Annotated in this window: 20 protein-coding genes; 3 read left to right on the top strand and 17 right to left on the bottom strand. The window is 67.8% G+C overall.

Going from position 1 to position 24,260, the window contains the following annotated elements; translation table 11 throughout:
• Positions 1-2: 2 nt before the first annotated feature.
• The 15 genes from VF167_12110 to mraZ all read right to left on the bottom strand — a co-directional run bounded on the left by VF167_12110 (position 3) and on the right by mraZ (position 17,477).
• Positions 3-1,304, bottom strand: coding sequence for a peptidoglycan DD-metalloendopeptidase family protein (locus VF167_12110; GenBank protein HEX6926155.1), 1,302 nt, complete (start codon positions 1,302-1,304; stop codon positions 3-5).
• Positions 1,305-1,333: 29 nt separating this feature from the next.
• A complete protein-coding gene (gene ftsZ, locus VF167_12105) occupies positions 1,334-2,515 on the bottom strand; it encodes a cell division protein FtsZ (GenBank protein HEX6926154.1) in 1,182 nt (393 codons plus the stop codon).
• A 73-nt stretch (positions 2,516-2,588) separates the two neighbouring features.
• Positions 2,589-3,830, bottom strand: a complete 1,242-nt coding sequence (gene ftsA, locus VF167_12100; GenBank protein HEX6926153.1) for a cell division protein FtsA — start codon at positions 3,828-3,830, stop codon at positions 2,589-2,591.
• Entirely contained in the window at positions 3,830-4,561 is a 732-nt protein-coding gene (locus tag VF167_12095) for an FtsQ-type POTRA domain-containing protein (protein ID HEX6926152.1), read from the bottom strand. Before VF167_12095 ends, ftsA begins: the two co-directional genes overlap by 1 nt.
• Positions 4,554-5,978 (bottom strand): UDP-N-acetylmuramate--L-alanine ligase, encoded by a 1,425-nt coding sequence (gene murC / locus VF167_12090; GenBank protein ID HEX6926151.1) that lies wholly within the window; start codon positions 5,976-5,978, stop codon positions 4,554-4,556. Before murC ends, VF167_12095 begins: the two co-directional genes overlap by 8 nt.
• A gap of 33 nt (positions 5,979-6,011) precedes the next feature.
• A complete protein-coding gene (gene murG, locus VF167_12085) occupies positions 6,012-7,166 on the bottom strand; it encodes an undecaprenyldiphospho-muramoylpentapeptide beta-N-acetylglucosaminyltransferase (protein ID HEX6926150.1) in 1,155 nt (384 codons plus the stop codon).
• Complete coding sequence (locus VF167_12080; protein ID HEX6926149.1) at positions 7,163-8,356, bottom strand: putative peptidoglycan glycosyltransferase FtsW; 1,194 nt, start codon at positions 8,354-8,356, stop codon at positions 7,163-7,165. Before VF167_12080 ends, murG begins: the two co-directional genes overlap by 4 nt.
• On the bottom strand, positions 8,353-9,729 hold the full coding sequence (gene murD, locus VF167_12075; protein ID HEX6926148.1) for a UDP-N-acetylmuramoyl-L-alanine--D-glutamate ligase: 1,377 nt from the start codon (positions 9,727-9,729) through the stop codon (positions 8,353-8,355). The genes VF167_12080 and murD overlap by 4 nt, the downstream gene beginning before the upstream one ends.
• Entirely contained in the window at positions 9,726-10,835 is a 1,110-nt protein-coding gene (gene mraY, locus VF167_12070) for a phospho-N-acetylmuramoyl-pentapeptide-transferase (GenBank protein HEX6926147.1), read from the bottom strand. Before mraY ends, murD begins: the two co-directional genes overlap by 4 nt.
• 42 nt (positions 10,836-10,877) lie before the next feature.
• A complete protein-coding gene (gene murF / locus VF167_12065; protein HEX6926146.1) occupies positions 10,878-12,269 on the bottom strand; it encodes a UDP-N-acetylmuramoyl-tripeptide--D-alanyl-D-alanine ligase in 1,392 nt (463 codons plus the stop codon).
• On the bottom strand, positions 12,266-13,759 hold the full coding sequence (locus VF167_12060; protein HEX6926145.1) for a UDP-N-acetylmuramoyl-L-alanyl-D-glutamate--2,6-diaminopimelate ligase: 1,494 nt from the start codon (positions 13,757-13,759) through the stop codon (positions 12,266-12,268). Before VF167_12060 ends, murF begins: the two co-directional genes overlap by 4 nt.
• Positions 13,756-15,753 carry a penicillin-binding transpeptidase domain-containing protein gene (locus tag VF167_12055; GenBank protein ID HEX6926144.1) on the bottom strand — a complete coding sequence of 666 codons (1,998 nt, stop codon included), beginning with the start codon at positions 15,751-15,753 and terminating at the stop codon, positions 13,756-13,758. The genes VF167_12060 and VF167_12055 overlap by 4 nt, the downstream gene beginning before the upstream one ends.
• Positions 15,750-16,112, bottom strand: coding sequence for a hypothetical protein (locus VF167_12050; GenBank protein HEX6926143.1), 363 nt, complete (start codon positions 16,110-16,112; stop codon positions 15,750-15,752). The genes VF167_12055 and VF167_12050 overlap by 4 nt, the downstream gene beginning before the upstream one ends.
• Positions 16,109-17,041 carry a 16S rRNA (cytosine(1402)-N(4))-methyltransferase RsmH gene (rsmH, locus tag VF167_12045; GenBank protein ID HEX6926142.1) on the bottom strand — a complete coding sequence of 311 codons (933 nt, stop codon included), beginning with the start codon at positions 17,039-17,041 and terminating at the stop codon, positions 16,109-16,111. Before rsmH ends, VF167_12050 begins: the two co-directional genes overlap by 4 nt.
• 4 nt (positions 17,042-17,045) lie before the next feature.
• Entirely contained in the window at positions 17,046-17,477 is a 432-nt protein-coding gene (mraZ, locus tag VF167_12040; protein ID HEX6926141.1) for a division/cell wall cluster transcriptional repressor MraZ, read from the bottom strand.
• 166 nt (positions 17,478-17,643) lie between these two features.
• Here mraZ and VF167_12035 point away from each other — a divergent pair, with 166 nt between their 5' ends.
• On the top strand, positions 17,644-18,585 hold the full coding sequence (locus VF167_12035) for a diacylglycerol kinase family protein (protein HEX6926140.1): 942 nt from the start codon (positions 17,644-17,646) through the stop codon (positions 18,583-18,585).
• Positions 18,586-18,763: 178 nt separating this feature from the next.
• On the opposite strand, the gene VF167_12030 is transcribed toward VF167_12035, so the two are convergent.
• Complete coding sequence (locus tag VF167_12030; GenBank protein HEX6926139.1) at positions 18,764-20,458, bottom strand: tetratricopeptide repeat protein; 1,695 nt, start codon at positions 20,456-20,458, stop codon at positions 18,764-18,766.
• 456 nt (positions 20,459-20,914) lie between these two features.
• Between VF167_12030 and glgX the strand changes: the two genes are divergently transcribed.
• A complete protein-coding gene (gene glgX / locus VF167_12025; GenBank protein HEX6926138.1) occupies positions 20,915-23,071 on the top strand; it encodes a glycogen debranching protein GlgX in 2,157 nt (718 codons plus the stop codon).
• 45 nt (positions 23,072-23,116) lie between these two features.
• On the opposite strand, the gene VF167_12020 is transcribed toward glgX, so the two are convergent.
• Entirely contained in the window at positions 23,117-23,356 is a 240-nt protein-coding gene (locus VF167_12020) for a hypothetical protein (GenBank protein ID HEX6926137.1), read from the bottom strand.
• A 241-nt stretch (positions 23,357-23,597) separates the two neighbouring features.
• On the opposite strand from VF167_12020, the gene VF167_12015 reads away from it, so the two are divergent.
• Positions 23,598-24,218, top strand: a complete 621-nt coding sequence (locus VF167_12015) for an MliC family protein (GenBank protein ID HEX6926136.1) — start codon at positions 23,598-23,600, stop codon at positions 24,216-24,218.
• Positions 24,219-24,260: the final 42 nt, after the last annotated feature.

Raw genomic sequence — 24,260 nt, 5'->3', positions numbered from 1 at the left:
ACTCATTCACTGGCGCGGCTCTGGATGACGTTGCGGGCATCCGCGAGCAGGACCGGCGAGCTGGTCCTGTCCAGAGCCATGATATGCGATCTGACCACAGCGGCGAACTCCGCCCGCCGCTCCGCCGGAACCGGGTCTCCCGAGAGCTGCTGGATGCTGTTGGGATCGATGGGTTTTCCGTTCTTCCGGAACTCGTAGTGGAGGTGGGGTCCGGTGGCGAGACCCGTCATGCCAACGTAGCCGATCACGTCCTCCTGCTTCACCCGGACGCCCTTACGAATCCCCTTCGCGAAGCCGCGGAGGTGTGCGTAGCGGGTGGTGTAGCCGTTCTTGTGCCGGATCTCGACCATGTTCCCGTACCCGCCCGTTCGGCCGGCGGTGATGACGGTCCCGTCGCCCACGGCCCGAACCGGCGTACCCGCGGAGGCGGAGTAATCGATGCCGTAGTGAGGGCGGCTCCGGCGCAGAATCGGGTGGAAGCGGCTCAACGAGAAAGAGGAGCTGATCCGGCGGAACTGCAGGGGGGCCTTGAGGAAGGCGCGGCGCAGCGACTCACCGTCGCGCTCGTAGTATTCGTCCGCCCCGTTCTCGCCAGGGAGACGATAGGCCTCGTAGTCGCGCCCATTGATGTGGAACTGCACCGCCAGGACGCGCCCGGAGCGGGCCGTGCCGTCGGGGCGCACGTCTCGCTCGTACAGGATCCGGAAGGTGTCTCCCTTGCGCAGGTCGCGGGAGAAATCGACCTGCCAGGCGAAGATCCGGTCCGCGAGTAGATCGGCGACCTGCTCGCGCTCTGAGCGCGGAATGTCACCCTCGCCGTGGAGAAGGGCGGAATAGAGGGAGGTAAGCACGGTTCCCGTCAGCACCGCGGTATCCTGGTAGACAGGAACCTCCTCGATCTGGCCGGTCCAGGTGTCGCCCGTCCGCTGCATGCTGAGCATCCGGTCGGCGTCGAGCTTGAATTCCATCTCGCGGACCGACCCGTCGACGTACGAGCGACGGTAGGAGATCACCGAGCCGGGGCGCATCCGACGCGGGTCCTGGTACTCCTGCAATTCCGCCAGCAGGGCACGCGCCTCATCTTCCGCCAGCCTCACCCTCGCCAGCAGCTGCGACAGCGTTTCTCCGCTGCGGAGCGTATCTTCGACGCTCACATCCACCGGGTTCGCGTGCGCGGCCGGGAGGAGCGCCGTCGCGACGGGCTTCCGCGACAGCAGGCGGTCCGGGGCGACGAAGACGCCCCCGAGCGCCACGGCGAAAGCCGCGAACACGCAGAGCGCGAGGATTCGCTGGGGATTATTCATCGAAGGATTCGTCTGTGTAGAGCGTGCCATCAATCCATCTGGCGGCGGATGAACGTCGGAATGTCGAGGTCGCTGGACTGCCTGGGCTCGACCAACCTCGTTTCCCCACTCTGATGCGCGGGCCGCGTCGTGTCGTTGTCCGAAGCGCCCAGGCCGGGCCGCAGAGGGGTGGTCCGCACGGCCGGTCGCTCCTGACGACGGCCGAAATCGGGACGGATTATGTTGTCCCGTCGATCCATCGTCGAGCTAGACTTGTCGAACCCGGTCGCGATCACCGTGACGCGCACTTCCCCATCGAGCGAGGTGTCGTGCACGGCGCCGAAGATGATCTCGGCTTCATCACCCGCCGCCTCCTGGATGATGCTGCTGATCGTCGTCACCTCATCCAACGCGAGATCCTCCCCGCCGGTGATGTTGATCAACACACCGGTAGCGCCGTGGATGGAGATGTTGTCGAGAAGCGGACTGCTGATCGCCTCCTGGGCCGCCTCCATCGCGCGGCTCTCGCCGCGCCCGAAGCCGGTGCCCATGAGGGCAGTGCCGCGGTTGCTCATGATGGAGCGAACGTCGGCAAAGTCAACATTGACTTCGCCGGTGACGCGAATGAGATCGCTGATCCCCCGCGTCGCGTTCAGCAGCACCTCGTCGGCTTTCTTCAGCGCGTCCTTGAAGGAGGTCCCCCGGCCCACCACCGAAAGGAGGCGCTCATTCGGCACCACGATCACCGTATCCACCGCCGCCTTGAGGGCCTGTAAACCCTCCTCCGCCTGCCGCATCCGCTTCTTGCCCTCGAAGAGGAAGGGCTTGGTGACGATGGCGATGGTGAGCGCTCCCATCTCGCGCGCCATCTCACCAATGATCGGAGCGGCACCGGTGCCGGTACCACCGCCCATTCCCGCCGTCACGAAGACCAGGTCCGCCCCCTCCAGGACCTTCGCGACCTCGTCGCGGCTCTCCTCCATGGCGGCGCGACCGATCTCCGGTCGGGCCCCGGCACCCAGACCGCGGGTGAGCTTCTTCCCGATCTGAACCTTCGTGCCCGACATGTTCTGCTTTAATGCCTGAGCATCGGTATTGATCGAGATGAACTCAACCCCTTCCAGGTCTTCGTGGATCATCCGGTTAACCGCGTTTCCCCCACCTCCCCCGACGCCCACTACTTTCATTCGGGCATTCCGGGTGACCGGCTCCTCGTACTCGAAGATCATCATTCCAATCCCTCCTCCGCCCGCGTGGGGTGTGCGGCAGCGGCCAGGTGAACGCTCTGCGCGCGAGAATGCCGGCTCAGAAGAAGTCGGCCAGCCACTCGCGCATCCACTTTATGACTCCGTTAACGGAAGCGGCGCCTCCGGCCCGTCCACCCGCTCCTTCTGCGAGCTCCCGCCGGGCGCCGTAGATGACCAGTCCCGCCGCTGTGGCGAATTTTGGCCTGCGCACGGTGTCGGCGAGCCCCTTCAGCCCCTCGCCCGGAGCACCTACGCGCACCGGTCCGGGGAAGCTCGCCCCCGCCAGGTCCACGATCCCCTCCAGCGACGCCCCGCCGCCCGTCAACACCACCCCCGCGCCGAGCCGGTCGGCAAAACCGCTGCGCTCGATCTCCTGGGCGACGAGGCCGAAGATCTCATCCAGACGTTGTTCGATGATGTGTGCGAGCAGCTCGCGGGCGATCTGCCGCTCCGGCGTCCCGCTGGAGGCCGGTAGCTCGAACACCTCGCGAGGATCGACCATCGATGCCCGCGCAGCACCCCAACGCTCCTTGGCGCGCGCCGCCTCGGCATAGGGGAGCGAAAGCCCCTTGACGATGTCGTTCGTGACCGTGCCGCCGCCCCAGGGGAGTGTCGCGAGGTGGCGAATCTTTCGCTCGTGAAAGACGACCAGGTCCGTGTTCCCTCCACCCAGGTCGACAAGGGCGACACCGATCTCCTTCTCGTCGTCGGAGAGCACCGCCAGTGAGCCGGCGAGCGGCTCGAACACCAGGTCCGCAACCCGGTATCCGGCCCGATCGACCGCCTTGCGAATGTTCTGGCCGGCGGTCCGGGATCGGGTGAGGATGAACACCTCCGCCTCCAGGCGCGTCCCCGCCATGCCGACCGGGTCGCGGATGCCGCCCTGGCCGTCGACCAGGTACTCCTGCGGGATCGCGTGCAGGACCTCCCGGTCCGCCGGGACCACGATTGCACGGGCGACTTCGTGCACCCGTTCGACGTCACGCGGACTGATCTCCTGCCCCCCGACGGCAACGACGCCGGCGGAGGCGCGCCCGTGGATGTGCTCCCCCGCGATGCCGGTGTAGAGGCGGTCCACGCCGATGCCGGCCATCAGCTCCGCCTCCTTTACCGCCTTGCGCACCGACTCCGTGGTGGCTTCGATATCGGTCACCACTTCGCGCCGGATGCCAGCCGTACGCGCCTGCCCGACCCCGAGGATCTTGGCCTCAAGGGTCTCGGGAGAGTCGCCCGTGATCTCGGCGATCACGGCGGCCGTCTTTGTCGATCCCAGGTCCAGCCCGGCTACGATGTGGCTCATCACGGCTTCTGTTCGATACGCGGCAGGCGCACGACGATCTGGTCCTCGAAGCGTAGATCGACTCGAGCGATCCCGCCGACCTCTTTCCCTCTCAACCGCTCCTCCAGGTCGGCCAGCACCGCGCCCAGCTCGACGAGGCGGTCGACCTGGGTGCCAGCCGGCACGACGATGTCGGCAGCGCGATGGCGGAGAAGGAGCTCGCTGCCCTCCTCGTCACGAGCGACGATCTCCGACACCTCGGCCAGGAGCGAAGGTGCGAGCCGCGTCAGGCGCTCCACCTCGGCGAGCATCGCCGGAGGGACCTCTCCGTTCTCGTATCCCCGCGCGATCGGCAGGTCCGCGGCAACCCGCGTCGGGTCGATGGGCAGTCGCTCACCTGACGCGCTCACCGGCACGAGTACGTCGTCCACCAGATAGGCGACCGGCTCGTTCTCCACGAGCTCGACCCGCAGAGTACCCGGTAGGCGCCGCGACACGGTGGCGTTCGCGATCACCGCGTGCCGCTCGAGCGCGGCCTCCCACTGCGCGGGATCGTCCCAGACGCTCTGGTCCGCCCGGATTCCGGAGGCCTGCAGAACCTCCAGGGGACTCAGCCACTCGCTCCCCCGCAGCTCGACCCGACGCACCTCGAACCCGGGGAGGGCCGGCAGAACGCGCGGAGCCGCAAAGATCCCCCCGAGCGCGGCGGCCACTGCCGCCCCGATCAGCAGGATGCGAATCGGCCTACGCACGTCTGTCCTCCCGGCCATCGCCACCGAGAGCGGCGTACAGCTCCCGCGCAGCCTCGTTCAGATCGCCTGCGCCGAGAGTCAAGCAGAGGTCCCCCGGACGCAGCTCGCGGAGCAGACACTCCACCACCTCCGCCCGATCGGGTAGGTAGTGGACCGTAGCTCCAGCTTCTGCAGCGGTCTTTACCAGCAGCTCACCGGTGACACCCTCGATCGGCCGCTCGCGCGCGGGATAGACGTCGGTGACGAAGACGAGGTCGGCCAGGGCCAGGGCCCGGCCGAATTCCGCCGCGAAATCCCTCGTGCGCGAATACAGGTGCGGCTGGAATACCGCCACCAGCCTGCGCTCCGGGAACGCGCTACGGGCAGCGCGCAGTGTAGCGGTCAGCTCCGTGGGGTGGTGCGCATAATCATCGACCACCATCACGCCGCCGGCCTCGCCGATTCGCTCGAAGCGGCGTTCGACGCCCGCATACGACTCCAGCCCCCGCGCGATCGCCGGCCACTCGATGCCCAGGTGGCGGGCCACCGCGATAGCGGCGAGTGCGTTACGGATGTTGTGGACGCCGGGAACGCGTAGCCGCACTCCGCCGAGCAGCCTCCCCTCCTCGCGCACCGCGAACCGGCTCTCCAGCCCCGAGGCACGCACCTCCTCTGCGCGCAGCATCGACCCGGCGTTCAGGCCGTAGGTCACGATCCGCGGCCCCCCGGAGGCCAGACGAGGCAGCAGTCTACCGACCCCGGCGTCGTCACCGCAACCGACGATCAGTCCGTTTCGGGGAACGCTGCTCAGGAAGGCATGGAAGGCGTCTTCGACGCCCTGGAGGGTGCCATAGATGTCGAGATGGTCCGCCTCGAGCGTCGTGACCACCGCGACGGCGGGGCGGAGGGTAAGAAACGAGCGATCGTACTCGTCCGCCTCGACCACGAACAGCTGGTCACCACCACGGCGGAGATTGCCGCCCCAGGCGGGCACCCGGCCGCCCACGAGCCCGGTGGGCTCGAGCCCGCCAGCCGCGAGCACGGAGGTGGTGAGGGCCGTGGTGGTCGTCTTGCCGTGGGTGCCGGCAACTCCCACCACCGCGCCGCGGTTCACGATCTCGCCCAGCGCCTGCGCCCGCTTCAGGACCGGGATACCCGCGGCGCGCGCCGCCTCGATTTCCGGGTGGTCGGGAGCGACGGCGGAGGTCACGATCACGGCCCCGCAGCCGGCCACGTGCTCGGGAGCATGGCCGACCTCCACCTGCACGCCGCGCTCGCGAAGCTGCCGTGCCCCCGCGGTCTCCGCCGAGTCACACCCGGTGACCCTCCCCTGCGCCTGCAGCACGAGCTCGGCGAGCGGCAGCATGCCGGCACCACCGATCCCCACGAAGTGGATCGGCTTGGTACGGGCCAGCTGAAGCAGGTCGAGGGCGGTCAATATATCACTCGCTTCCAAGGTGCGAAAAGCAGGTCAGGCTGCCTGCGGAGCCTCGAGCAACCGGTAGAGGTCGGCCACGATCTCGGCCGCGGCGTTGGGGTGACCTCGCGCTCGGGCCCGCTCGGCGAGCTCGGCGCGCCGCGCCTGGTCGGTGGCGAGGGTGAGCAGCTCGTTCCACAGGCGGCCGGGGGTCAGCTCCCGCTCCGGGAGGAGGATCGCCGCGCCAGCCCTGGCTAGAGCGGCCGCGTTGTGGTGTTGATGGTTCGCCGCCGCCGTGGGAAGCGGGATGAGCACGCTGGGGATTCCCCACGCGCACAACTCGGCCAGTGCCATCGCCCCGGCGCGGGACACGGCGGCGTCCGCGCTCGCCAGAGCAGCGGGCATCTCCTGGATGTAGGGGACCACCCGCACCCAATCACCCAGACCGAGGTCGGCCAGTCGGCCCGAGATCGAGGCATGGTGGGCGGGACCCGTCGCCCACAGCAGCTGCAGCCCCTCCGGACGCTCGCGCAGGCGCCCCGCCGCCAGCTCGCGCAGATCCGTCAGAAGCGCCTCGTTGATGGCGCGCGAGCCCTGGCTACCCCCCACCACCAGCACGACAACTCCGTCTGTGAGCCCGAACTTCGACCGGGCCTCCTCCCTGCGAATCGAGCGGTCTGGCGGGAGGATCGGGTTGCCGTTGTAGAGCACCTCTGTTCGCGGCCCGGGCGAGAGGTAGGCCTCCGCTTCGGGGAAGGCCAGGTGGACCTGGCGCGCCCGGCGCGCGAGCAGGCGCGTGGTGACCCCGGGGTAGGAGTTCTGCTCCTGCAGCGCCAGCGGCACCCCTTTCAGCAGCGCCCAACCGGCTACCGGCCCACTCGCGTAGCCACCCGTTCCCACCACGAGGTCCGGCTGGAATTCGCGGAAGATCCGTCGCAGCCCTCCGACGGAGCCGAAAAAAGCCGGGATCAATCGCCAGTTGCGCCAGGGCTGCGAGCGATGGATCGGCTCCGACGGAAGCAGCGTGTGCGGAAGGCCGCGTTCCGGCAGCACGCGCGCCTCGATGCCCCGGCGCGCCCCCACGAAGTGCACCCGCGTCTGGGGATCGCGCGCGCGAAAAGCCTCGGCCAGTGCGATCGCCGGGTAGAGATGCCCTCCGGTACCCCCTCCGGCGAACAGGATGGCGGGTGCCCGCGGAGCCGCGCTCACCGCTCTCCCTCCTCGGCGTGGCGCGCCAGGGAGAGCAGCACGCCCACCGCCGCGAAGCTCACCAGCAACCCGCTCCGTCCGTACGACATGAACGGGAGCGTAACCCCCGTCGTCGGCAGGAGCGCCAGCGCGATGCCCATGTGCAGCAGCGCCGAGACGACGATGAGGTTGGTCATCCCGATCCCCACCAGGTACCCGAACAGGTCGGGCGCCCGCGCGGCGATCCGGTAGCCGGCGACGGCAAAGCCGGTGAAGAGAAGGACGGTAAAAGCCACACCAATGAAGCCCCACTCCTCCCCGATCATGGAGAAGAGGAAGTCGTTGTGAGGTTCCGGCAGGAAGCCGAACTTCTGCTGCCCTTCCCCCAGGCCACGGCCGGTGATGCCGCCGGACCCGATCGCGATGAGCGATTGGTGGCTCTGGTAGAAGGCGGCCGGATCCGCGCTGGGGTCGAGGAAGGCGACGATCCGCTTCACCCGGTAGCTCGCCCCGCCGACCTGGTTCCACAGCAGCGGCACCGCCACGATCCCCAGCAGGATGAAGTGGCCGATACGTGCGCCGCCGGCGAAGAGGACCAGGGAGGCCAACAGGGCGAGCAGGAGCGCGGCGGAGAAGTTGGGCTGCGCGATCACGGGCGCCAGCACGATCAGCCAGACGATCAGGAACGGGAGCAGCCCTTTTCGCAACGAGTGCAGGCGCTCCTGCTTCTTCACGGTGAGCGCGGCGGTCCAGATGATGAGCGCGAGCTTCGCCAGCTCGGAGGGCTGAACGGTCACACCGACCTGCAGCCAGCGCCGCGCACCGTTCACACGCGGGGCGATCGCTTCGGTACCCGGGAGCACCACTACAAGCAGCATCAGCAAGACGACCCCCAGAAAGGGCCAGGCGATGCGCTGCAGGCGCCGATAGTCGATGCGTGCGAGCAGGGCGCAGATCAGCACTCCGGGGGCGAGACCCATGGCCTGGCGCAGCGCATAGAAGTGCGGCGGTCGCCCCTCGCTCAGTGCCATGAAGGTGCTCGCGCTGTACAGCTCGACGAGGCCGAAGGAGACAAGGAGCAACACGATGAGCATGATCGCCCCCGGCTCCCAGCGCTCGGCGCCGCGGGCGGCGAGCGGGAACACGCCGCTCTTGACGCGACTTCCGCCGGTCGCTGGCCGCAGCCTGAGCGCCGCCTGCACCGTCTTCATCGCGCGCCTCCCCGGACGAGCTCACGGAAGCGCTGGCCGCGCTCCTCGTAATCGCGGAACATGTCGTAGCTCGAGCACGCGGGTGAGAGCAGCACCGCGTCTCCGCTGCTCGCCCGCTCCCTGGCCAGCTGAACCACGGCCTCGAAATCGCCCTCCACCCGCTCGACCGGGACCTCACTCGCCAGGTCCTGTTCGATCAGCCGGGCGGCTTCGCCGTAGGCGATCACTCGCCGCACGGTGCCGGCGCGCAGCTCCGGAAGCAGCGCCCGGTAGCTCTCTCCTTTGTGCCGCCCGCCCAGCAGGAGCACGGTCGGGCGACTCATGCTGCGCAGGGCGACGCGGGTGGAAGCGATGTTGGTCGCCTTGGAATCGTTGATCCAGAGCACCCCGTCGACCTCGGCCACGGGTTCGAGCCGGTGCTCCAGCCCGGGGAAGGAAGCCAGCGCCCGCGAGATCGCCTCCGGGCTTCCGCCGACGAGGCGCACTGCCAGCGCTGCCGCCAGCGCGTTGGCCACGTTGTGGCGCCCGAGCAGCGTGAGGCGCTCCACCGGGAGGATGCGCTCCGGCTCGCCGTCCAGGCGAAGCGTGAGCCAGCCCTCGGCATCGACCCAACCACCCCGCTCCTCATCCGGCAGAGGGGAGTCGACGCGGAAATAGAAGCGCGCTCCGGTCGCGTCACCAGCCAGCTCGCGCACCGTTGGATCCTCGCCGTTCAGCACCCAGCGGCTCGCCGTGCTGGCGTTGGCGAAAAGCCTCGCCTTATCCGCGTAGTAATCCTCCACCCGTACGTACCGGTCGAGATGGTCGGGCGCCAGATTGGTCACCACGCCCACAGCGGGAACCAGGGCGGTGCTGAGGCCGAGCTGGAACGAGCTGGCCTCCACCGCCACCACCTCCGGCGCGGGGTCCAACAGCGCCACCTCCGAAAGAGCTCGCCCAATGTTGCCGCCCGCCTCCGCGCGGAAGCCGCTCTCCAGCAGGAGGTGGTGGATCAGCGCAGTGGTCGTGGTTTTACCGTTGGTCCCGGTAACCACGATCAGCGGTGCATCGATCTGCTCGGCGGCGAGCTCCAGCTCGGGGATGATCGGCTTCCCCCGCAACGCCGGCTCGCGCAGGATCGACGCGGTGGGTGGAATGCCGGGACTGAGCACGATCCGATCGCACCCGGCCAGACGGTCGAGGTCGTGCCGTCCCACATCGGCCTCGCCTCCGAGAGAGCGGATTTCCTCCGCCGCGGCCTGCAACTCGGGAGAATCACCCGCGTCGCTCGCGTAGACCCGAGCCCCGCGGGCCAGCGCCAGCCGGGCGGCGGCGCGTCCGCTACGCGCCAGCCCCAGCACCCCGATCGTCTCGCCAGTCAGCGATCGCGTCATCGAATCTTGAGGGTGGCGAACGCGATGAAGGCGAAGATGACGCCCAGAATCCAGAAACGGATGATCACCTTGCTCTCGTGCCAGCCGATCTGCTCGAAGTGATGGTGCAGCGGCGCCATGCGGAAGATCCGCCGTCCGGTGCCGGTGCGGTGCTTGGTCCACTTGAAGTAGGCGGTCTGTGAGACCACCGAGAGCGCCTCGAGCACGAAAACACCGCCGATGATGGCCAGCAGGAACTCGATCTTGAGCAGCACGGCGACCGCTCCCAGCACACCGCCGATGGCGAGCGAGCCCGTATCCCCCATGAAGACTTCGGCCGGATGGGCGTTGTACCAGAGGAAGCCCATGCACCCCCCCGCGAGCGCGATACAGAAGATCGCCAGCTCGCCGGCGCCCGGGAAATAGAAGAGGTTCAGGTAGTCGGAGGAGTCGACTCGCCCCATCAGGTAGGCGAAGATGGCAAAGGTCAGGGCGGCAATCGCGGAGAGGCCGGCGGCCAGCCCGTCCAGGCCGTCCGTCAGGTTGACCGCGTTGGAGCTACCGGTGATGATGAAGACCACGAACAGGACATACGCCCAGGGCATGAAGAAGTCGACATGCCAGGTCTTGAAGAAGGGGATCTGCGTCCAGGTGGTCGGCACGTCCGAGAACGGTACGAGGAGCAGGGCGATGCCCAGCAGCATACCGATGGAGACCTGCCCGATGATCTTGTAACGACCGACCAGCCCCTCGGTCTTCTTGCGGACGACTTTGAGGTAATCGTCCATGAAGCCGAGCGCGCCCAGCCAGACCAGCACGATCATGGCGGTGATCGTGTAGGGGTTGGTCAGGTCGGCCCACAGGATCGTAGGGATCACCGTGGCGAGCACGATGAGCACCCCGCCCATGGTGGGCGTGCCCGATTTCCCCAGGTGCGTACGCGGCCCTTCCGTCCGCACCACCTGTCCCACCTTCAGCATGCGCAGGCGCCGGATGATCGGCGGTCCCAGGTAGAAGGCGACCAGGAAGGCCGTCACCACCGCTCCCGCCGCCCGAAAGGTCTGGTAGCGGAAGAGGTTGAAGACGATGTGGTACTCCGCCAGTGGAACCAGGAAGTGGTAGAGCAATGGTTTTCCGGCTCTAGCGTGTGACGATCGGCAACTCGCGAATCACTCCCACTCCTTCCTGAGCAGCGGCAACCAGCGCTCGAGCGCCTCGCCGCGGGAGGCTTTGAGCAGGATGGTCTCGTCGCCGTTGAGACGACCGGCCAGCGCGTGATAAGCTTCGACGGGGTCGATACAACGGATGATGCGCCCGTCTCCCGGCGCCACGCCGTCGAAGGCCGCGACAAACGCCCCGGTCGCCACCACCACGTCGATCCCCTTCCCCAGGCGGTCGAGGACCCGCTCCGCGACCTGCCGGTGGAGCGCTTCGGTGTGCACCCCCATTTCCCGCATCGTTCCCAGCACGGCCACCTTCGGTCCCTCCGCCGGAAGGGATGCCAGGAGCTCGATCGCCTCCCGCACGCTCGGGGGGTTCGAGTTGTAGCAGTCGGCGAGCACCCGCAGGCTCCCGATCCGCTGCCACTCCCCGCGGAGGCGCGCGGAGGTCACCTCACCGATGCCGCGCACCGCCTCAGCCTCCGACACCTTCAGCTCGACAGCCACGCCGAGGGCCAGGAGGGCGTTGCGCACGTTGAAACGACCGGGTATGGGGAGGTGCACCGCATGACCCCGCCAGCTCCAGCGGGTGGTGCCATCCGGTAGCACCTCAATGCCATCTGCCCCCCCGTCCGGTCGGAGCTGCGCGGTCGGACCGACTCCGGCGACGCGTACCCGATCGGGGGACAGTATCTCCCTCGCGCGGCGAGGCAGCGCTTCAGGCTCTTCTGCGACGAAGGCCATGCCCTCGGGGCCGAGACCGCGCAGCGCACTGAGCTCTTCCTCCAGGACTCCCTCCAGGCTCCCGAGCTTCTCCAGGTGCTCCTCGCCAATCGAAGTCACCACCACGTAGTCCGGACGGACGATGGAGCTGAGAATGGCGATCTCTCCCGGCTCGTTCGTGCCCATCTCCACCACCAGCACCTCGGCCTCCTCCGGAGCGGCCAGGAGCGTGAGCGGGACGCCGATCTGGTTGTTCAGGTTTCCCTGGGTGGCGTGCACCTCGTAGGTGCCAGAGAGGGCCGCCCGCAGGAGATCCTTTGTGGTCGTCTTGCCGTTGCTGCCCACCACGCCGACGACCCTCGCGGCGGTGCGGTCACGACGATGCCGGGCAAGTGCGCCCAGCGCATGCAACGTATCGGCAACGACGAAGTAGTGGAGGGAGCGGGGCGCGTCCGCCGGGATGTGGCTCACCACCGCCCCGGCCGCCCCCGCCGACGCGGCTTCTGAGAGCATGGTGTGGGCATCGAAGCGCGCCCCCTTCAGAGCCACGAAGAGGTCGCCGGCCTGCAGCGTCCGCGTGTCGGTCGAGACGCGCGGGAAGACGACCTCCTCTCCCGCCGGCGCGGGAAGGTTCAGCGCCGCGGCAACTTCCGAGGCCGGCCAGGAGAAGATACTCAACGTCGATCTCCGATCTCATTCAGGATCTCGCGGATCACTTCGCGCTCGTCGAAGGGAAGCTTTTCAGTGCCGCGGATCTGATAGGTTTCGTGTCCCTTGCCGGCGAGCAGAACGATATCGTCCTCGCCGGAGGTCTGCAGAGCATACCGGATGGCCTCGCGCCGATCGATGATGCGTTCGTGTGCCGCCCCCTCCATTCCCGCCTCGATGTCGTCGGCGATCCGCTCCGGGTCCTCGGTGCGCGGATTGTCGGAGGTAACGATGACGCGATCGGCCATCCGAACGGCCACCCCTCCCATTTCCGGGCGCTTGCCTCGGTCGCGGTCGCCGCCGGCACCGAACACTACGACCAGTCGCCCCCGGACCAGGGGGCGCACGGCACCGAGGGCGCGTTCCAGGGCGTCCGGCGTGTGGGCGAAGTCGATGAGTACGGTCGGGAACCCTTCGGGCAGCGGCACCCGCTCGAGCCGACCGGGCACCTGCGGCAGCGTGCGTAGGCCTCCGGCGATCTCATCGGCGGTCCAGCCCAGCGACCAGAGGACTGCCGCGCAACCGACAGCGTTTGCGACGTTGTACGCGCCATAGAGCGGTAGCACCACCTCGGCCTGCCCGTCGGGGAGGGTCAGGAGAAACTCCATGCCCCGCGCTCCCACCCGCACAGAAGCTGCACGCACCTCGGCTTCCCCCGCCTGCAGGCCGAAACGTACGGTGCGCACCCCGGACGGCGCGCGCACGTCGGCCCAAGCCGGATCGTCAGCGTTGACAACCACCGCTCCTCCCGGCTTCACCAGCGACGCCAGCAGCAGCTTGGCGGCGCGGTACTCCTCGAGCGTGCCGTGGTAATCCAGGTGGTCGCGGCTGAGATTGGTGAAGAGGGCGGCGTCGAACCGGACTGCAGCGGCACGCGCCTGGTGCAGCGCGTGGGAGGAGACTTCCATCGCCACTGCGTCTACGGGGGTCTCCCGCAAGCGGCGCAGCCAGCGCGCAACGTCGACCGGGCCTGGCGTGGTGAGACCCTCCGTTCCCGGCAGCACCCCTCCCTCGGGCCCCACCACGCCAAGCGTCCCGATCGACGCCGCCGGCCCTCGCGCCGAGAGCAGGTGGCGCAGGATCGAGACGCTGGTGGTCTTGCCATTGGTACCCGTAACGCCAACGAGCGTCAGCTCGGTCCACGGATCGCCGAAATGCTCCGCCGCCGCGAATGCCGCCGCCCTGCGCCCGTCGACCACCTGGACCTGAGTGAGCGGAACTGCGCCATTCACCTCCTCCACCAGGGCCGCTGCCGCGCCGGCGCGCTGAACCTCACCCAGGTACCGGTGCGCGTCCGCCGTGGTCCCGCGGATCGCGCAGAAGAGGACGTCGGGACCGGCCTGCCGGGAGTCGATGGTCACCTCCCGCACCGGCACGTCAGGGGTCGATTCCGCCTCCGATGGCACACGGAGCAGACCTTCCGCCGCCAACCTGCGGGCGATCTCGCGGAGGCGGCTCACCGGTTCCTCCCCACCAGCAGAATGGTGTCGCCGATGGCGACCGTCTCGCCCGCGGCCGGCTCGGTCCACTCCACCAGACCGGAACCTCGCAGGCGCACCAGGAGACCGGCCGCGTGACTCCGCCGGGCCGCTTCACGCAACGGCAAGCCGACCAGCTGGGGCACACGCACGCTGCGAGTCGTCGTATCGGGAGCCGTCTCTGGGATGTCGTCCAGGTCGAGCACGTACGCCGGCTCCGCGGGCCGCTCGGGCGGCGTGGTCCCCCGGATCAGCGCCGAAGCGCCGGGGGTGGCGAGTGCGGTCGTGCCAACCAGCCGGGCGAGGTGAACGGCCGAGGACCGGCTGGCGAGGATCCCCTGGAGCGTCTCGCGGGTCACGGGGGCGGCAGTGAGGCCGCCGTAATAGTCGCCGCGCGGCTCGTCGATCTTGACCAGGATCACGACCTGCGGGTCCTCCACGGGGAAGTACCCGACGAAGGAAGCGGTGTAGCTACCGGGCAGGTATCTCCCATTGGGTCCTGTGCGTCGCGATGTACCGGTTTTTCCGGCAACCTTGAAGTTGTCGATCGCGGCGCGCGTGGCGGTTCCGTCCTCCACCACTTTGGCCAGCATCTCGGTTACCTGCTCGGCGGCCCATTCGGGCAGCACGCGCCGGAGCGCCCGCGGCTCCCTGCGCTCGATCACCCGCCCGCTCGCGTCACGGATCTCTCGCACCAGGTAAGGCTCCATCAGCACCCCCCCGTTCGCTACCGCGGCGTAGGCCGCGGCGAGCTGCAGGGGGGTCACCGAGATCTCGTACCCCATGGCCAGGCTGGCGGGGCTCAGGCGCGACCACTGCTGCGGCCTGCGGAGCCGTCCCGACGATTCCGAGGGATAGGCCACGCCCGTGGGCGTGCCGAAGCCATAGTCGCGCAGATAGCGGTACTGCTCGCCGGGGGTGAGCCGCGTCGCGAACTTCACGATGCCGATGTTGCTCGACTCGCGGATCACCTCCTCGAGCGAGGCCCACTCCATCGCGTGCGTGTCTGTGATCGTTCGCCCTGCGAGCGTCCATCTTCCGTTCTCCGTGTAGACCGAATCGTGGCGCGTCGCACGGCCTTCCGCGAGGAGAGCTCCAGCGAACAGCGGCTTCAACGTGGATCCGGGTTCATACGGCTCTGTAATAGCGGTCAGGGTCCGGGCCCTTCCCCCGCGGCGAGAGGCGGCGGCGAGAATCTCGCCGGTATTCACGTCGAGCAGCACCAGGTCGCCGCCGGAGGCATTGGCCTGTTCGATGGCGGTACGCAGCGCGTCGTCCGCAATCTCCTGCAGGTCCAGATCGATCGTCAGCCGCACATCCGACCCGTCAACCGGCGGGACCACCGGCAGCGAGAGCGCGGGGTGGGTTCTGCCCCGGGCGTCGCGCCGGAGCACGGAATACCCCTGAACGCCGCTGAGCACGTCGTCGAAATACTGTTCCACCCCACCCAGCGCCCGGCCGTCCCGCGTGACCACGCCGACCAGCTCGCGCCCGACCTCACCCTGCGGGTAGAAGCGCTCGAGGTCGCGCTCGAAATAGATGCCGGCCACACGTCCGACTTTCACGCGCTGCTCGGCGGAGTAGCGACCGGGCAGCACCACCCAGCGGCGTTCCGGGTCCACCGCACGCTCCGCGACGCGGCGGGAAACCCCCAGCGCCTCCACCAGGAGGTCGCGCGCCGCCTCCGCGTCGCGAAGCTCCCGCGGTGCCACGGATACACGGTAAGTCTCGTAGCTGAGAGCGAGCGGTTCCCCATCCCGGTCGTAGATGCCGCCGCGCCGGGCAGGAAGCGGGACCCGCTCCTGCTGCTGCTCCAGCGCTTCCGCCGCCCATCTTTCGTGTTCGAGCGCCTGCAGCTGGAATGCGCGTCCCAGCACAGCACCGGCGGCGAGCAGAAAAGCGCCCAACAGGAGCCAGCGGCGCAGCCGGAAGCGTGGCCAGTTCGAGGGAGGCGCGTTGTTGCGGTGCGCGCTCATTCGGCCCCCTCCGCTGGATCGAGTTTCCTGGCGGGAGCCACCGCTCCCGCGGCGGGCAGGAAGACGATCTCGTCGCCGACCGCAAGCCTCATCCCGAGCCGCTCGCGAGCTACGCGAAGCACGCGTGCCCGGCTGCGCAGTCGCTGGATGTTTCGCTGGTGTTCGATTCGCTCCGTCTCGGCCAGCTCCCGCTGGGTGGCCAGATCGCGTAACGCTGCCTCCAGCTCCAGCCCTCGTGTCTGCCGCCAGGTAACCACGAAGAGCGCGCTCAGGAGGAGCGCTAGCCAGCCTGTCGCACGCAGCCAGGTCGGCAATCGTGGCGGCTGAACAGGACGGTGGAGCCCTCGCCGACCCGTCATGCTCGCCTCCACGCTCGCAGACGCACGCTACGCGCGCGAGGGTTGCGCTCCACCTCTTCCCGGCTCGCGACGATTGGCTTGCGCGTGATCAGCTTTCCCATCGCCTTGCCGCCGCAGACGCAGACCGGGAGCTGGGGTGGGCACACACAGTCTCGGCTCCATTCCCGGAAGGATTCCTTCACCAGTCGATCCTCCAGCGAATGGTAGGAGAGCACCACGAAGGCGCCGCCACTCGCCAGCGCGTCGCGGAGGGAGGGGAGGGCGCGCTCCAGCCCCTCGATCTCCTTGTTCACCGCGATGCGAAGCGCCTGGAAGATGCGGGCGCGATCCTGGGCGGTGGGCCGGATCAGCGATCGCTCGATCGCCTCGACCAGGTGCTCGCTGCGGGTGAGCGGCTCTCGCTCGCGCATCTCCACGATGGTGCGGGCGAGCCGGCGCGCGCGGCGCTCCTCGCCGTAGCGGAAGAAGATGTTCGCGAGCTCCTCCTCGGAGAGGCGCGCGAGCAGATCGGCGGCGGTCTCCTCGCCCCGACTCGCCGCGGCCATCCGCATGTCGAGCGGCGCCCCGGCGCGAAAGGTGAAGCCACGGGCCTCCTCGTCGACCTGGTGCGAGGAGACCCCCAGGTCCAGGAGGGCTCCCTGCAACGACCCGGGCGCAATCCCTGCAGCGGCCACCGCATCGGCATACACGGCGGAGACGAGCCTCACGCGGTCGCCGAAGCGTTCCAGCCGGCGGCTTGCAGCCGCGATGGCGTCGGGATCGCGATCGACCCCGATCAACCGCGCCTCGGGGCCACGAGTGAGCAGCGCTTCGGCGTGTCCACCGCCTCCCACGGTTCCATCCAGAAAGAGTCCGCCCGCTTCCGGCCGCAGAATCTCCATTACCTCCTCGACCAGGACCGGTACGTGGTAGGAGGTCGCGTCGCTCATCAGCTCACCCGAAGATCTGCGCCGTGAACCGATCGAACTGCTGGTCCCGCTCCGCCAGCGTCGCCTCGAAACGCTGCGGATCCCAGATCTCGATGCGGTCGATCACGCCGACGAGGAGTGCCGAGTCGGTCAACCCCGCAGCGGCAAGCAGGCGCTGCGGGACCAGGATGCGACCCTGTCGATCGGGGACGACTTCGACGGCGTTGGCGGTGATGGCGAGGACGTTGGCGCGGGCCGCAGGCTGACGTCGCAGGAGCTCGAGCAGGCGTTCCTCGACGCCCGACCAGGTGTCGGCCGGGTAGAGGGTCAGCGACTGGGCGTGGACCTGGACCAGTACCAGTGGGCGCTCGTCTGTATCGCGGCGAAATGGAGCGGGCAGGCTCAGCCTCCCCTTCTCATCGATCTGATGTCGATAGCTCCCCAGGAAGCCGCTCATCCCGCGCCCATTCGGAGTTGAACCACGTCGCCCCATTCTCCCCCACTTTTCCCCACCCGAAAGCTATGGGCCGCCTGCAAGAAGTCAACCCAAGCCTTTGCGGAGCAGGTGTGGCGGAGAGAGTGAGGCGCTGAGCGAAGAGTGGGCGACCTGAAGGCCGGATCGGGTGAAGAATTTGCACGTTCGCAACGTAACCCTCAGCACGGAGTCGCAGGTGCGCATCACCTTCATCATAAACGAGTCGAACACCGACACGCTCGAGCGGCTCAGGAACAGCATCCAGGCGCGTCGCCAGGCGGGAGACGAGGTTCGGGCGCGGCTCACCTTCGAGGGCGGCGATGCGATCTGGATGGCAAGAGAGGCGTGTGAGCAGAGCTGCGATCTGTTGATCGCGGCCGGCGGAGACGGGACCATCAACGAGGTGGTCAACGGGATCGACCAGTGGATGCGGGCAAGCGGTGCCGGCCGCGAGCCGCCCCGATTGGGCATCATTCCCCTGGGCACCGCCAACGATCTCGCCGGGGCGCTGGAGATTCCCGAGGAGGTGGAAGAAGCGGTGGAGGTCGCGGTCGGCGGAGGGGAGCGGCTGATGGACGTGGCCCGAGTGGAAGGAAGGTGCTTCCTGAACGTCTCCACCGGCGGGTTCGGTGCCGAGGCGACCGAGGAGGCCTCTACCGAGGCCAAGCGGGTTCTCGGTCCGCTCGCCTATCTGGTTACCGGTGTGCGCAAGTTCGTTGCGCTGGAACCGCTCACCGCTCGGGTGAGCACCGCCGAAGGAACGATCGCCGAGGGTCGCTTCCTGCTCTTCGCGGTCGGAAACGGGCGCCGCACGGGCGGAGGCAACGTCCTCACCCCGGTCGCCGATCCGTCCGACGGCTTGCTCGACCTCTGCCTCGTCCGGGAGATGTCGCGCGTGGAGTTCCTGCGGCTCCTGCCGCAGCTGCGCGCGGGAGAGCACCTCGGACACCCCGCGGTCGTCTACCTCCAACTCCCCGCCTTCACCCTGGAATCGGACGAGGAGCTGAGCGTGAACGCGGACGGCGAGCCGATCAGCGGACGGAAATTCAGCTACGGAGTGGCGGAGTGGAAGCTGGCAGTGAAATGCTGAGGGCGGAGGCGAAAAATTACGAATTACGAATTACGAATTACTTGTCCGGCTAGCATTCCCGCGAAGCGAAGGGTCGCGTCCGGCGACGACCGCCCCGATACGCGATCCTTCCCTCGGGCCCTGCGCGATTCAGTGACAGGTCGTAATTCGTAATTCGTAATCCGTAATCCCGGGCGCGTCAGCCGGCGGCGCGGATGATGGCTTCCTGGTTCGCGATGTACTGATCGATCGAGTTCAGGAGCTGCTCTTTCTGCGCGTTCGACCCCGCTTCGACGAGCGGACGGGCGCGCTGGAAGAGCTCGAGCGCCTGGCGCGCGGGGCCAGCCGCACCGGTGCCGTTCGCCCGGGCGATCTGGTTACCCTGCTGGAAGATCGCGTATCCCTGGAAGAACAGGATCTGGGCGCGCAGCTCGCCGGTAGCGTACTGTGCGGCCATCTCCAACAGCTGCTCGGCGTCCTCATAGCGGGTCGCCTGCATCGCCTCGTTCCCCTCGGCGAAGAGCACGCGCGCCACGTTATCGGTGTTGCCGCGCTGGGCCGCCTGCTGCAGGTCCGCCAGCGCCTCCTGCTGCTGTCCCGTCTCCAGGTAGGCCATGGCCCGACGGATGTAGACGTCCTCGTAGTCCGGATCGAGCTCGATGACCCGCGTGAACGCCGGAATGGCCTCCTGGTGGCGGCCGGCGTCGGCGAGTGCGGTCGCGTACTGGTTCCAGATCGAGGCCACCGTGTCGTACTGAACGGTCGCCTGCCGAGCCATCTCCAGCGCCTGGTCGGTGCGCCCGAGACCCATGTTCACCGCGATCGCCTGGCGGATCTGAGAGATGTCGGGCTTGACGCTGTCGCTCGAGAAAGCGCGCTCGTACGCCTGCAGCGCCGCCTCGAAGTACGGACGGGCCGCATCCTCACCGCCATCGTTCGACGCCTGCTGCCCGGCCGCGGTGGCGAGGCTGAACAGGAAGCGCTGGAACTCGAGATCGCTCTGGAACTGATCCGCGACGGGCTGCAGAACCTCATAGGCGGAGAGATAGTCCCCCGCCCCGGCGATGTCGGTCGCCGCCCTCATCCGCACCTGGGCGTTGCCAGGGTTGAGCTCGAGGTAACGGTTATAGTACCCGCGCGCATCCTCGGAGCGGCCGAGGTTGCTCGCCGCCAGACCCGCTCCGAGCAGCGCATCCTGGTGCGTATTCTCGCGCTGCAGCAGCTCCTCGTACGCCGCCAGCGCCTCCTCGTAGCGCTCCAGCTGAAGGAGTGCGGTCGCCTTGCCGTAGAGGGCCGAAGTGCTCGAAGGCACCACCGCGAGCGCGCTATCACACATCGCCAGCGCCCGCTCGTACTGCTCGCTGGCCAGCTGATCGTTGCAGGCCGCTGCCTGGCGGAGGCCCTCGATCGAGGATTCCAGCGCGCTGAAGATGGAGTCGGCCAGCTCGTTCGCGTTCGCACCGGAGACGTCATCGAGACGGATCACGTCGCCGCTGGCCACGTCGATGAACTGCGCATCGGCGGAGAGGCCCGATCCACCCTGACCCAGAACCAGGTAGAGTACGTTCTGCGCTCCGAGCTGCTGAGCAAGCTGGCGGGAGGTGGTGGAGTCCAGAGCCGCGACTCCGTACTGCTGCATTGCGGCACGGATTCGCTCCACGTCCAGGGCGACGTGCGTGGGCATCCCACTGACCTGCCGTCGAAGAAGCGCAGCGACGCGCTGGGCGTCTCGCTCCGAAACGCCACCCTGCGGCGTCGGATCGGGGATCATGACCTGGTAACGGCCCCCGGCATCCTCACTGGCGGGGCCGGAGGTCGCCGTCCCCGCCGCGCAGGCGGCCGCGCCGATCGCCAGCGCCGCGCCCAGTACGGCGCGAGGAACAAAACGTCGCATTAGCCGTTTCTCCGGTCTTGAGTGAACGAATCGGAATCAGACGGACCTCGAGGGGCATGGTGCCCCGGCATGCCTAAGCACCTTCCAACGCAGGAAAAAAGCTGCGCCCACGCCGAGGATAGTGCCCCGGCGCGCGACTGCTTCATTCAGGGGAAGCCGAACCCCGAAATCTCCCACCAAGACGAGGCCAGGACGGCGGCCTCTCGGGAGTCGCTGTGGGAATTCGCGGGCGCGAGGCCGCATCCACAGCATGTGTGGAAAGAGGTGCAGCGAGGTAATATTGAACGTAACCTCCGTCCGCGCAAGTTCGAGCGCGAGACCGTACCGCCCCGTCTTGCGCCAGGTTCCGTCTCGTGATCCTGCCTGGGGAACACCTCTTGCTCTGCCCCTCGCCACCTGAAGCAGCTACCCGCGCCGGCGCCGACGTCCAGGCGCCTCCCGACACGATGCACTCCAATGCCACGAAAGATCCTGCCTGGCCGGCGCGACCCGCTGGGCGCCACCTATGACGGAAACGGGGTCAACTTCGCCCTCTTCTCCCTGAATGCCACCAAGGTGGAGCTCTGCCTCTTCTCCGCCGGGAGGCGGCCCGCAGAGAAGGAGCGCATCCCCCTTCCCGAAGTCACGGGACACGTCTGGCACGGATACCTGAAGGGTATCAGGCCGGGCCAGCTCTATGGCTACCGGGTTGATGGCCCGTACGAGCCCGGATCCGGTCTCCGCTTCAATCCCAACAAGCTCCTGATCGATCCGTACGCTCGGGCCCTGTACGGCGAAGTCGACTGGAGCCAGCCGGTCTTCAGCTATCCCCTTGGCCACCCGGACGAAGACCTCGCTTTCGACGAGGGCGATGACGCCCCGGGTGTACCCAAGGGGGTGGTGATCGCGAACGACTTCGACTGGGAGGGAGACCGGCCCCCGCGTACCCCCTGGCACCGCACGATCATCTACGAGACACACGTGCGCGGACTCACCATGCGCCACCCCGACGTACCCCGTCGACTGCGCGGCACGTACGCAGGTCTGGCCTCGCCCCACATACTCGACTACCTCACGAGTCTCGGCGTCACCGCGGTCGAGCTTCTCCCCGTACACGCCTTTCCGGACGACAGCTACCTGCTCGAGAAGGGACTACGTAACTACTGGGGCTACAACACCATCAACTTCTTCGCCCCGCAGGCGCGCTACGCCAGCGCCAAGCGGCGCGGAGAAGAGGTGCGGGAGTTCAAGGAGATGGTGAAGGCGCTCCACCGCGCCGGGCTCGAGGTGATCCTCGACGTGGTCTACAACCACACCGCCGAAGGGAACCACCTCGGACCCACCCTCTCCTTCAAGGGGATCGACAATCCCGCCTACTACCGTCTGGTGGAGGACGATCCCCGCTACTACATGGACTACACAGGCACCGGCAACAGCCTCAACGCCCAGTCACCCGAGGTGCTGAAGCTCATCATGGATTCCCTGCGCTACTGGGTGCAGGAGATGCACGTGGACGGCTTCCGCTTCGACCTCGCTTCGGCGCTGGCCCGCGAGCTGCACGACGTGGATCGATTGGGATCGTTCTTCGACGTCATCCACCAGGACCCCGTGCTGGCGGACGTAAAGCTCATCGCGGAACCCTGGGACGTGGGACCGGGCGGTTACCAGGTCGGCAACTTCCCCGTGATCTGGACCGAATGGAACGGGAAGTACCGTGATTCGGCGCGGGCGTTCTGGAAGGGGGACAGCGGCGTGATGGGCGAGCTGGGCTACCGGCTCACGGGAAGCAGCGACCTCTACAGCGAAGACGGGCGACAGCCGCACGCCAGCATCAACTTCATCACCGCCCACGACGGCTTCACCCTGGCCGACCTCGTCTCCTACAACGAGAAGCACAACGAGGCCAACGGTGAGGACAACCGGGACGGGCACAGCGACAACCTGTCCTGGAACTGCGGGGTCGAGGGACCCACGGACGACCCGGAGACGAACGCGCTCCGCGCTCGGCAGCAGCGCAACCTGCTGGCAACCCTGCTGCTCTCCCAGGGAGTACCGATGATTCTGGGCGGAGATGAGATCGGGCGAACCCAGCAAGGAAACAACAACGCGTACTGCCAGGACAACGAGATCAGCTGGTACGATTGGGACCTCGACGACCGCCGACGCGAGCTGCTGGAGTTCACCCGGCGGCTCATACGGATCCGCCATTCCCATCCCGCGTTGCGTCGTCGCAAGTTCTTCCAGGGGCGACCGATCCACGGCTCCGAGATTCACGACATCAGCTGGCTCAAGCCGGACGGGACGGAGATGACCGAAGCGGAGTGGGATGCGGCCTGGACCCGCTCGATGGCGGTCCGTCTGGGCGGAGAGGCGCTCGGTGAGCTCGATCCGAACGGTGATCCGGTGGAGGACGACAACCTGCTCGTGCTGCTCAATGCTCACCACGAGCCGATCGATTTCACCCTTCCCAAGGCCGGAGCGGGCGCGGGCTGGCAGCCTCTCATCGACACGGCGCGGACGCGGCAGCCGGAGGATGAGGACCCGATTCCCGGTGGCGAAGTCTATCGACTGGAGGCGCGAGCGCTGGCGCTCTTCAGGGAGGTCGAGCGCCGGCAGAGCCCGAGGAAGCGCTGACGCGACGACCGCGCGGTGGTGCGGATGAGCTCGAGCGGGCGGGGGCTACCGCAGACCCACCAGCTTGGCGGAAAACATCATCATGAAGCCGCAGTTTCCGCACACCAGCGAAACGGCGGGAATGTGCTCGGCGGTCATGTCCGGACCCAGGCGGGTGCTCACCGGTTGAGAAACGATTTCTCCGAGCCCCCACTGCTTCCGGCTGCACGCGGGACAGGCGGCGTTGACTCCCTTCTCCTGGAGCCAGGCGGTCATCCTGTCGACTTCCGAGTTCGTGAGCGGCATCGAGATCTCTTCCGGTCTGAGCGTGACAACGGTCGCGGGAATGGCCCACAAGAGCCGCAAGAAAGAAGCCCCGCCCGGCTCGCGCGGGGCCAACGGGGATTCATTGGAATACCTGAGCTCCAACGCCATCCCCGAGTTACAACGCCGACCAATTCCCTTGTCAGGATTTCGAGAAACTACCCTGTCAGGATTCGTAGAGTCAAGTAAAGCAGCTTTGTGGGTATACGCCCTTGCGACGATCGTGATCGCGGGATGCTCACCCCGTACGTCGGCACGGGCGGTCGAAGCGGAGGGCTCCTACCAGCCGGCGTTCGCCTACGTGTACCGGTGTGAGGACGACATCCGTGTGGTCGTGCGTGTCGAGCCGGAGAGCGTACGGCTGGAGCGGGAACTGGACGTGCGCACGCTGCCCCAGGTGATCGCTGCCTCGGGCACGCGCTACAGTGACGGTGTGGTGACTTTCTGGAGCAAGGGCCTCAGTGCGCGCTACGAGACCCCGGACGAGAAGTTCGAGCGTTGCACTGGCACCCCCGCGCAGTCGCCGTGGGAGGTCTCTCGGCTGCTCGGTTACGATCTGCGTGCGATCGGGCAGGAGCCGGGATGGCTGGTGGAGGTGGCCACCGGTCGCCGGATGCACGTGCTGGCCGACTATGGCGAGGTCGAGTTCTTTGTGGACGGGCCGGTACGGAGCGACGGCCCGGAGCGGGAGAAGGTTTACACCGGCGCGATACAGACGGGAGAGGTGGTGCTGCGGGTGCGCGAGACTCCGTGCGAGGACGTGATGAGCGGCGAGCGCTTTCCACTCACGGCGACGCTGCAGCTCGAGGGGCGGAAGTACAGTGGGTGCGCCAGGTACCTGTAATGATGGTAGCCCTTCCTATCGCCGGCTGGGGATCGATTCGCG

It is taken from the genome of Longimicrobiaceae bacterium (assembly GCA_036375715.1).
Lineage (GTDB): Bacteria > Gemmatimonadota > Gemmatimonadetes > Longimicrobiales > Longimicrobiaceae > DASVBS01.
The sequence above is the reverse complement of the archived record's forward strand: the minus strand, read 5'-3'. Positions and strand labels throughout refer to the sequence as shown.

Bases quoted from the DNA above. Each gene is read 5' to 3' on its own strand.
- rsmH (HEX6926142.1), bottom strand. From the start codon at position 17,041: ATGAGCGACGCGACCTCCTACCACGTACCGGTCCTGGTCGAGGAGGTA.
- VF167_12020 (HEX6926137.1), bottom strand. From the start codon at position 23,356: ATGCCGCTCACGAACTCGGAAGTCGACAGGATGACCGCCTGGCTCCAG.
- ftsA (HEX6926153.1), bottom strand. From the start codon at position 3,830: ATGAGCCACATCGTAGCCGGGCTGGACCTGGGATCGACAAAGACGGCC.
- murD (HEX6926148.1), bottom strand. From the start codon at position 9,729: ATGACGCGATCGCTGACTGGCGAGACGATCGGGGTGCTGGGGCTGGCG.
- VF167_12030 (HEX6926139.1), bottom strand. From the start codon at position 20,458: ATGCGACGTTTTGTTCCTCGCGCCGTACTGGGCGCGGCGCTGGCGATC.
- VF167_12050 (HEX6926143.1), bottom strand. From the start codon at position 16,112: ATGACGGGTCGGCGAGGGCTCCACCGTCCTGTTCAGCCGCCACGATTG.
- glgX (HEX6926138.1), top strand. From the start codon at position 20,915: ATGCCACGAAAGATCCTGCCTGGCCGGCGCGACCCGCTGGGCGCCACC.
- VF167_12110 (HEX6926155.1), bottom strand. From the start codon at position 1,304: ATGAATAATCCCCAGCGAATCCTCGCGCTCTGCGTGTTCGCGGCTTTC.
- VF167_12080 (HEX6926149.1), bottom strand. From the start codon at position 8,356: ATGAAGACGGTGCAGGCGGCGCTCAGGCTGCGGCCAGCGACCGGCGGA.
- mraZ (HEX6926141.1), bottom strand. From the start codon at position 17,477: ATGAGCGGCTTCCTGGGGAGCTATCGACATCAGATCGATGAGAAGGGG.
- VF167_12055 (HEX6926144.1), bottom strand. From the start codon at position 15,753: ATGAGCGCGCACCGCAACAACGCGCCTCCCTCGAACTGGCCACGCTTC.
- ftsZ (HEX6926154.1), bottom strand. From the start codon at position 2,515: ATGATGATCTTCGAGTACGAGGAGCCGGTCACCCGGAATGCCCGAATG.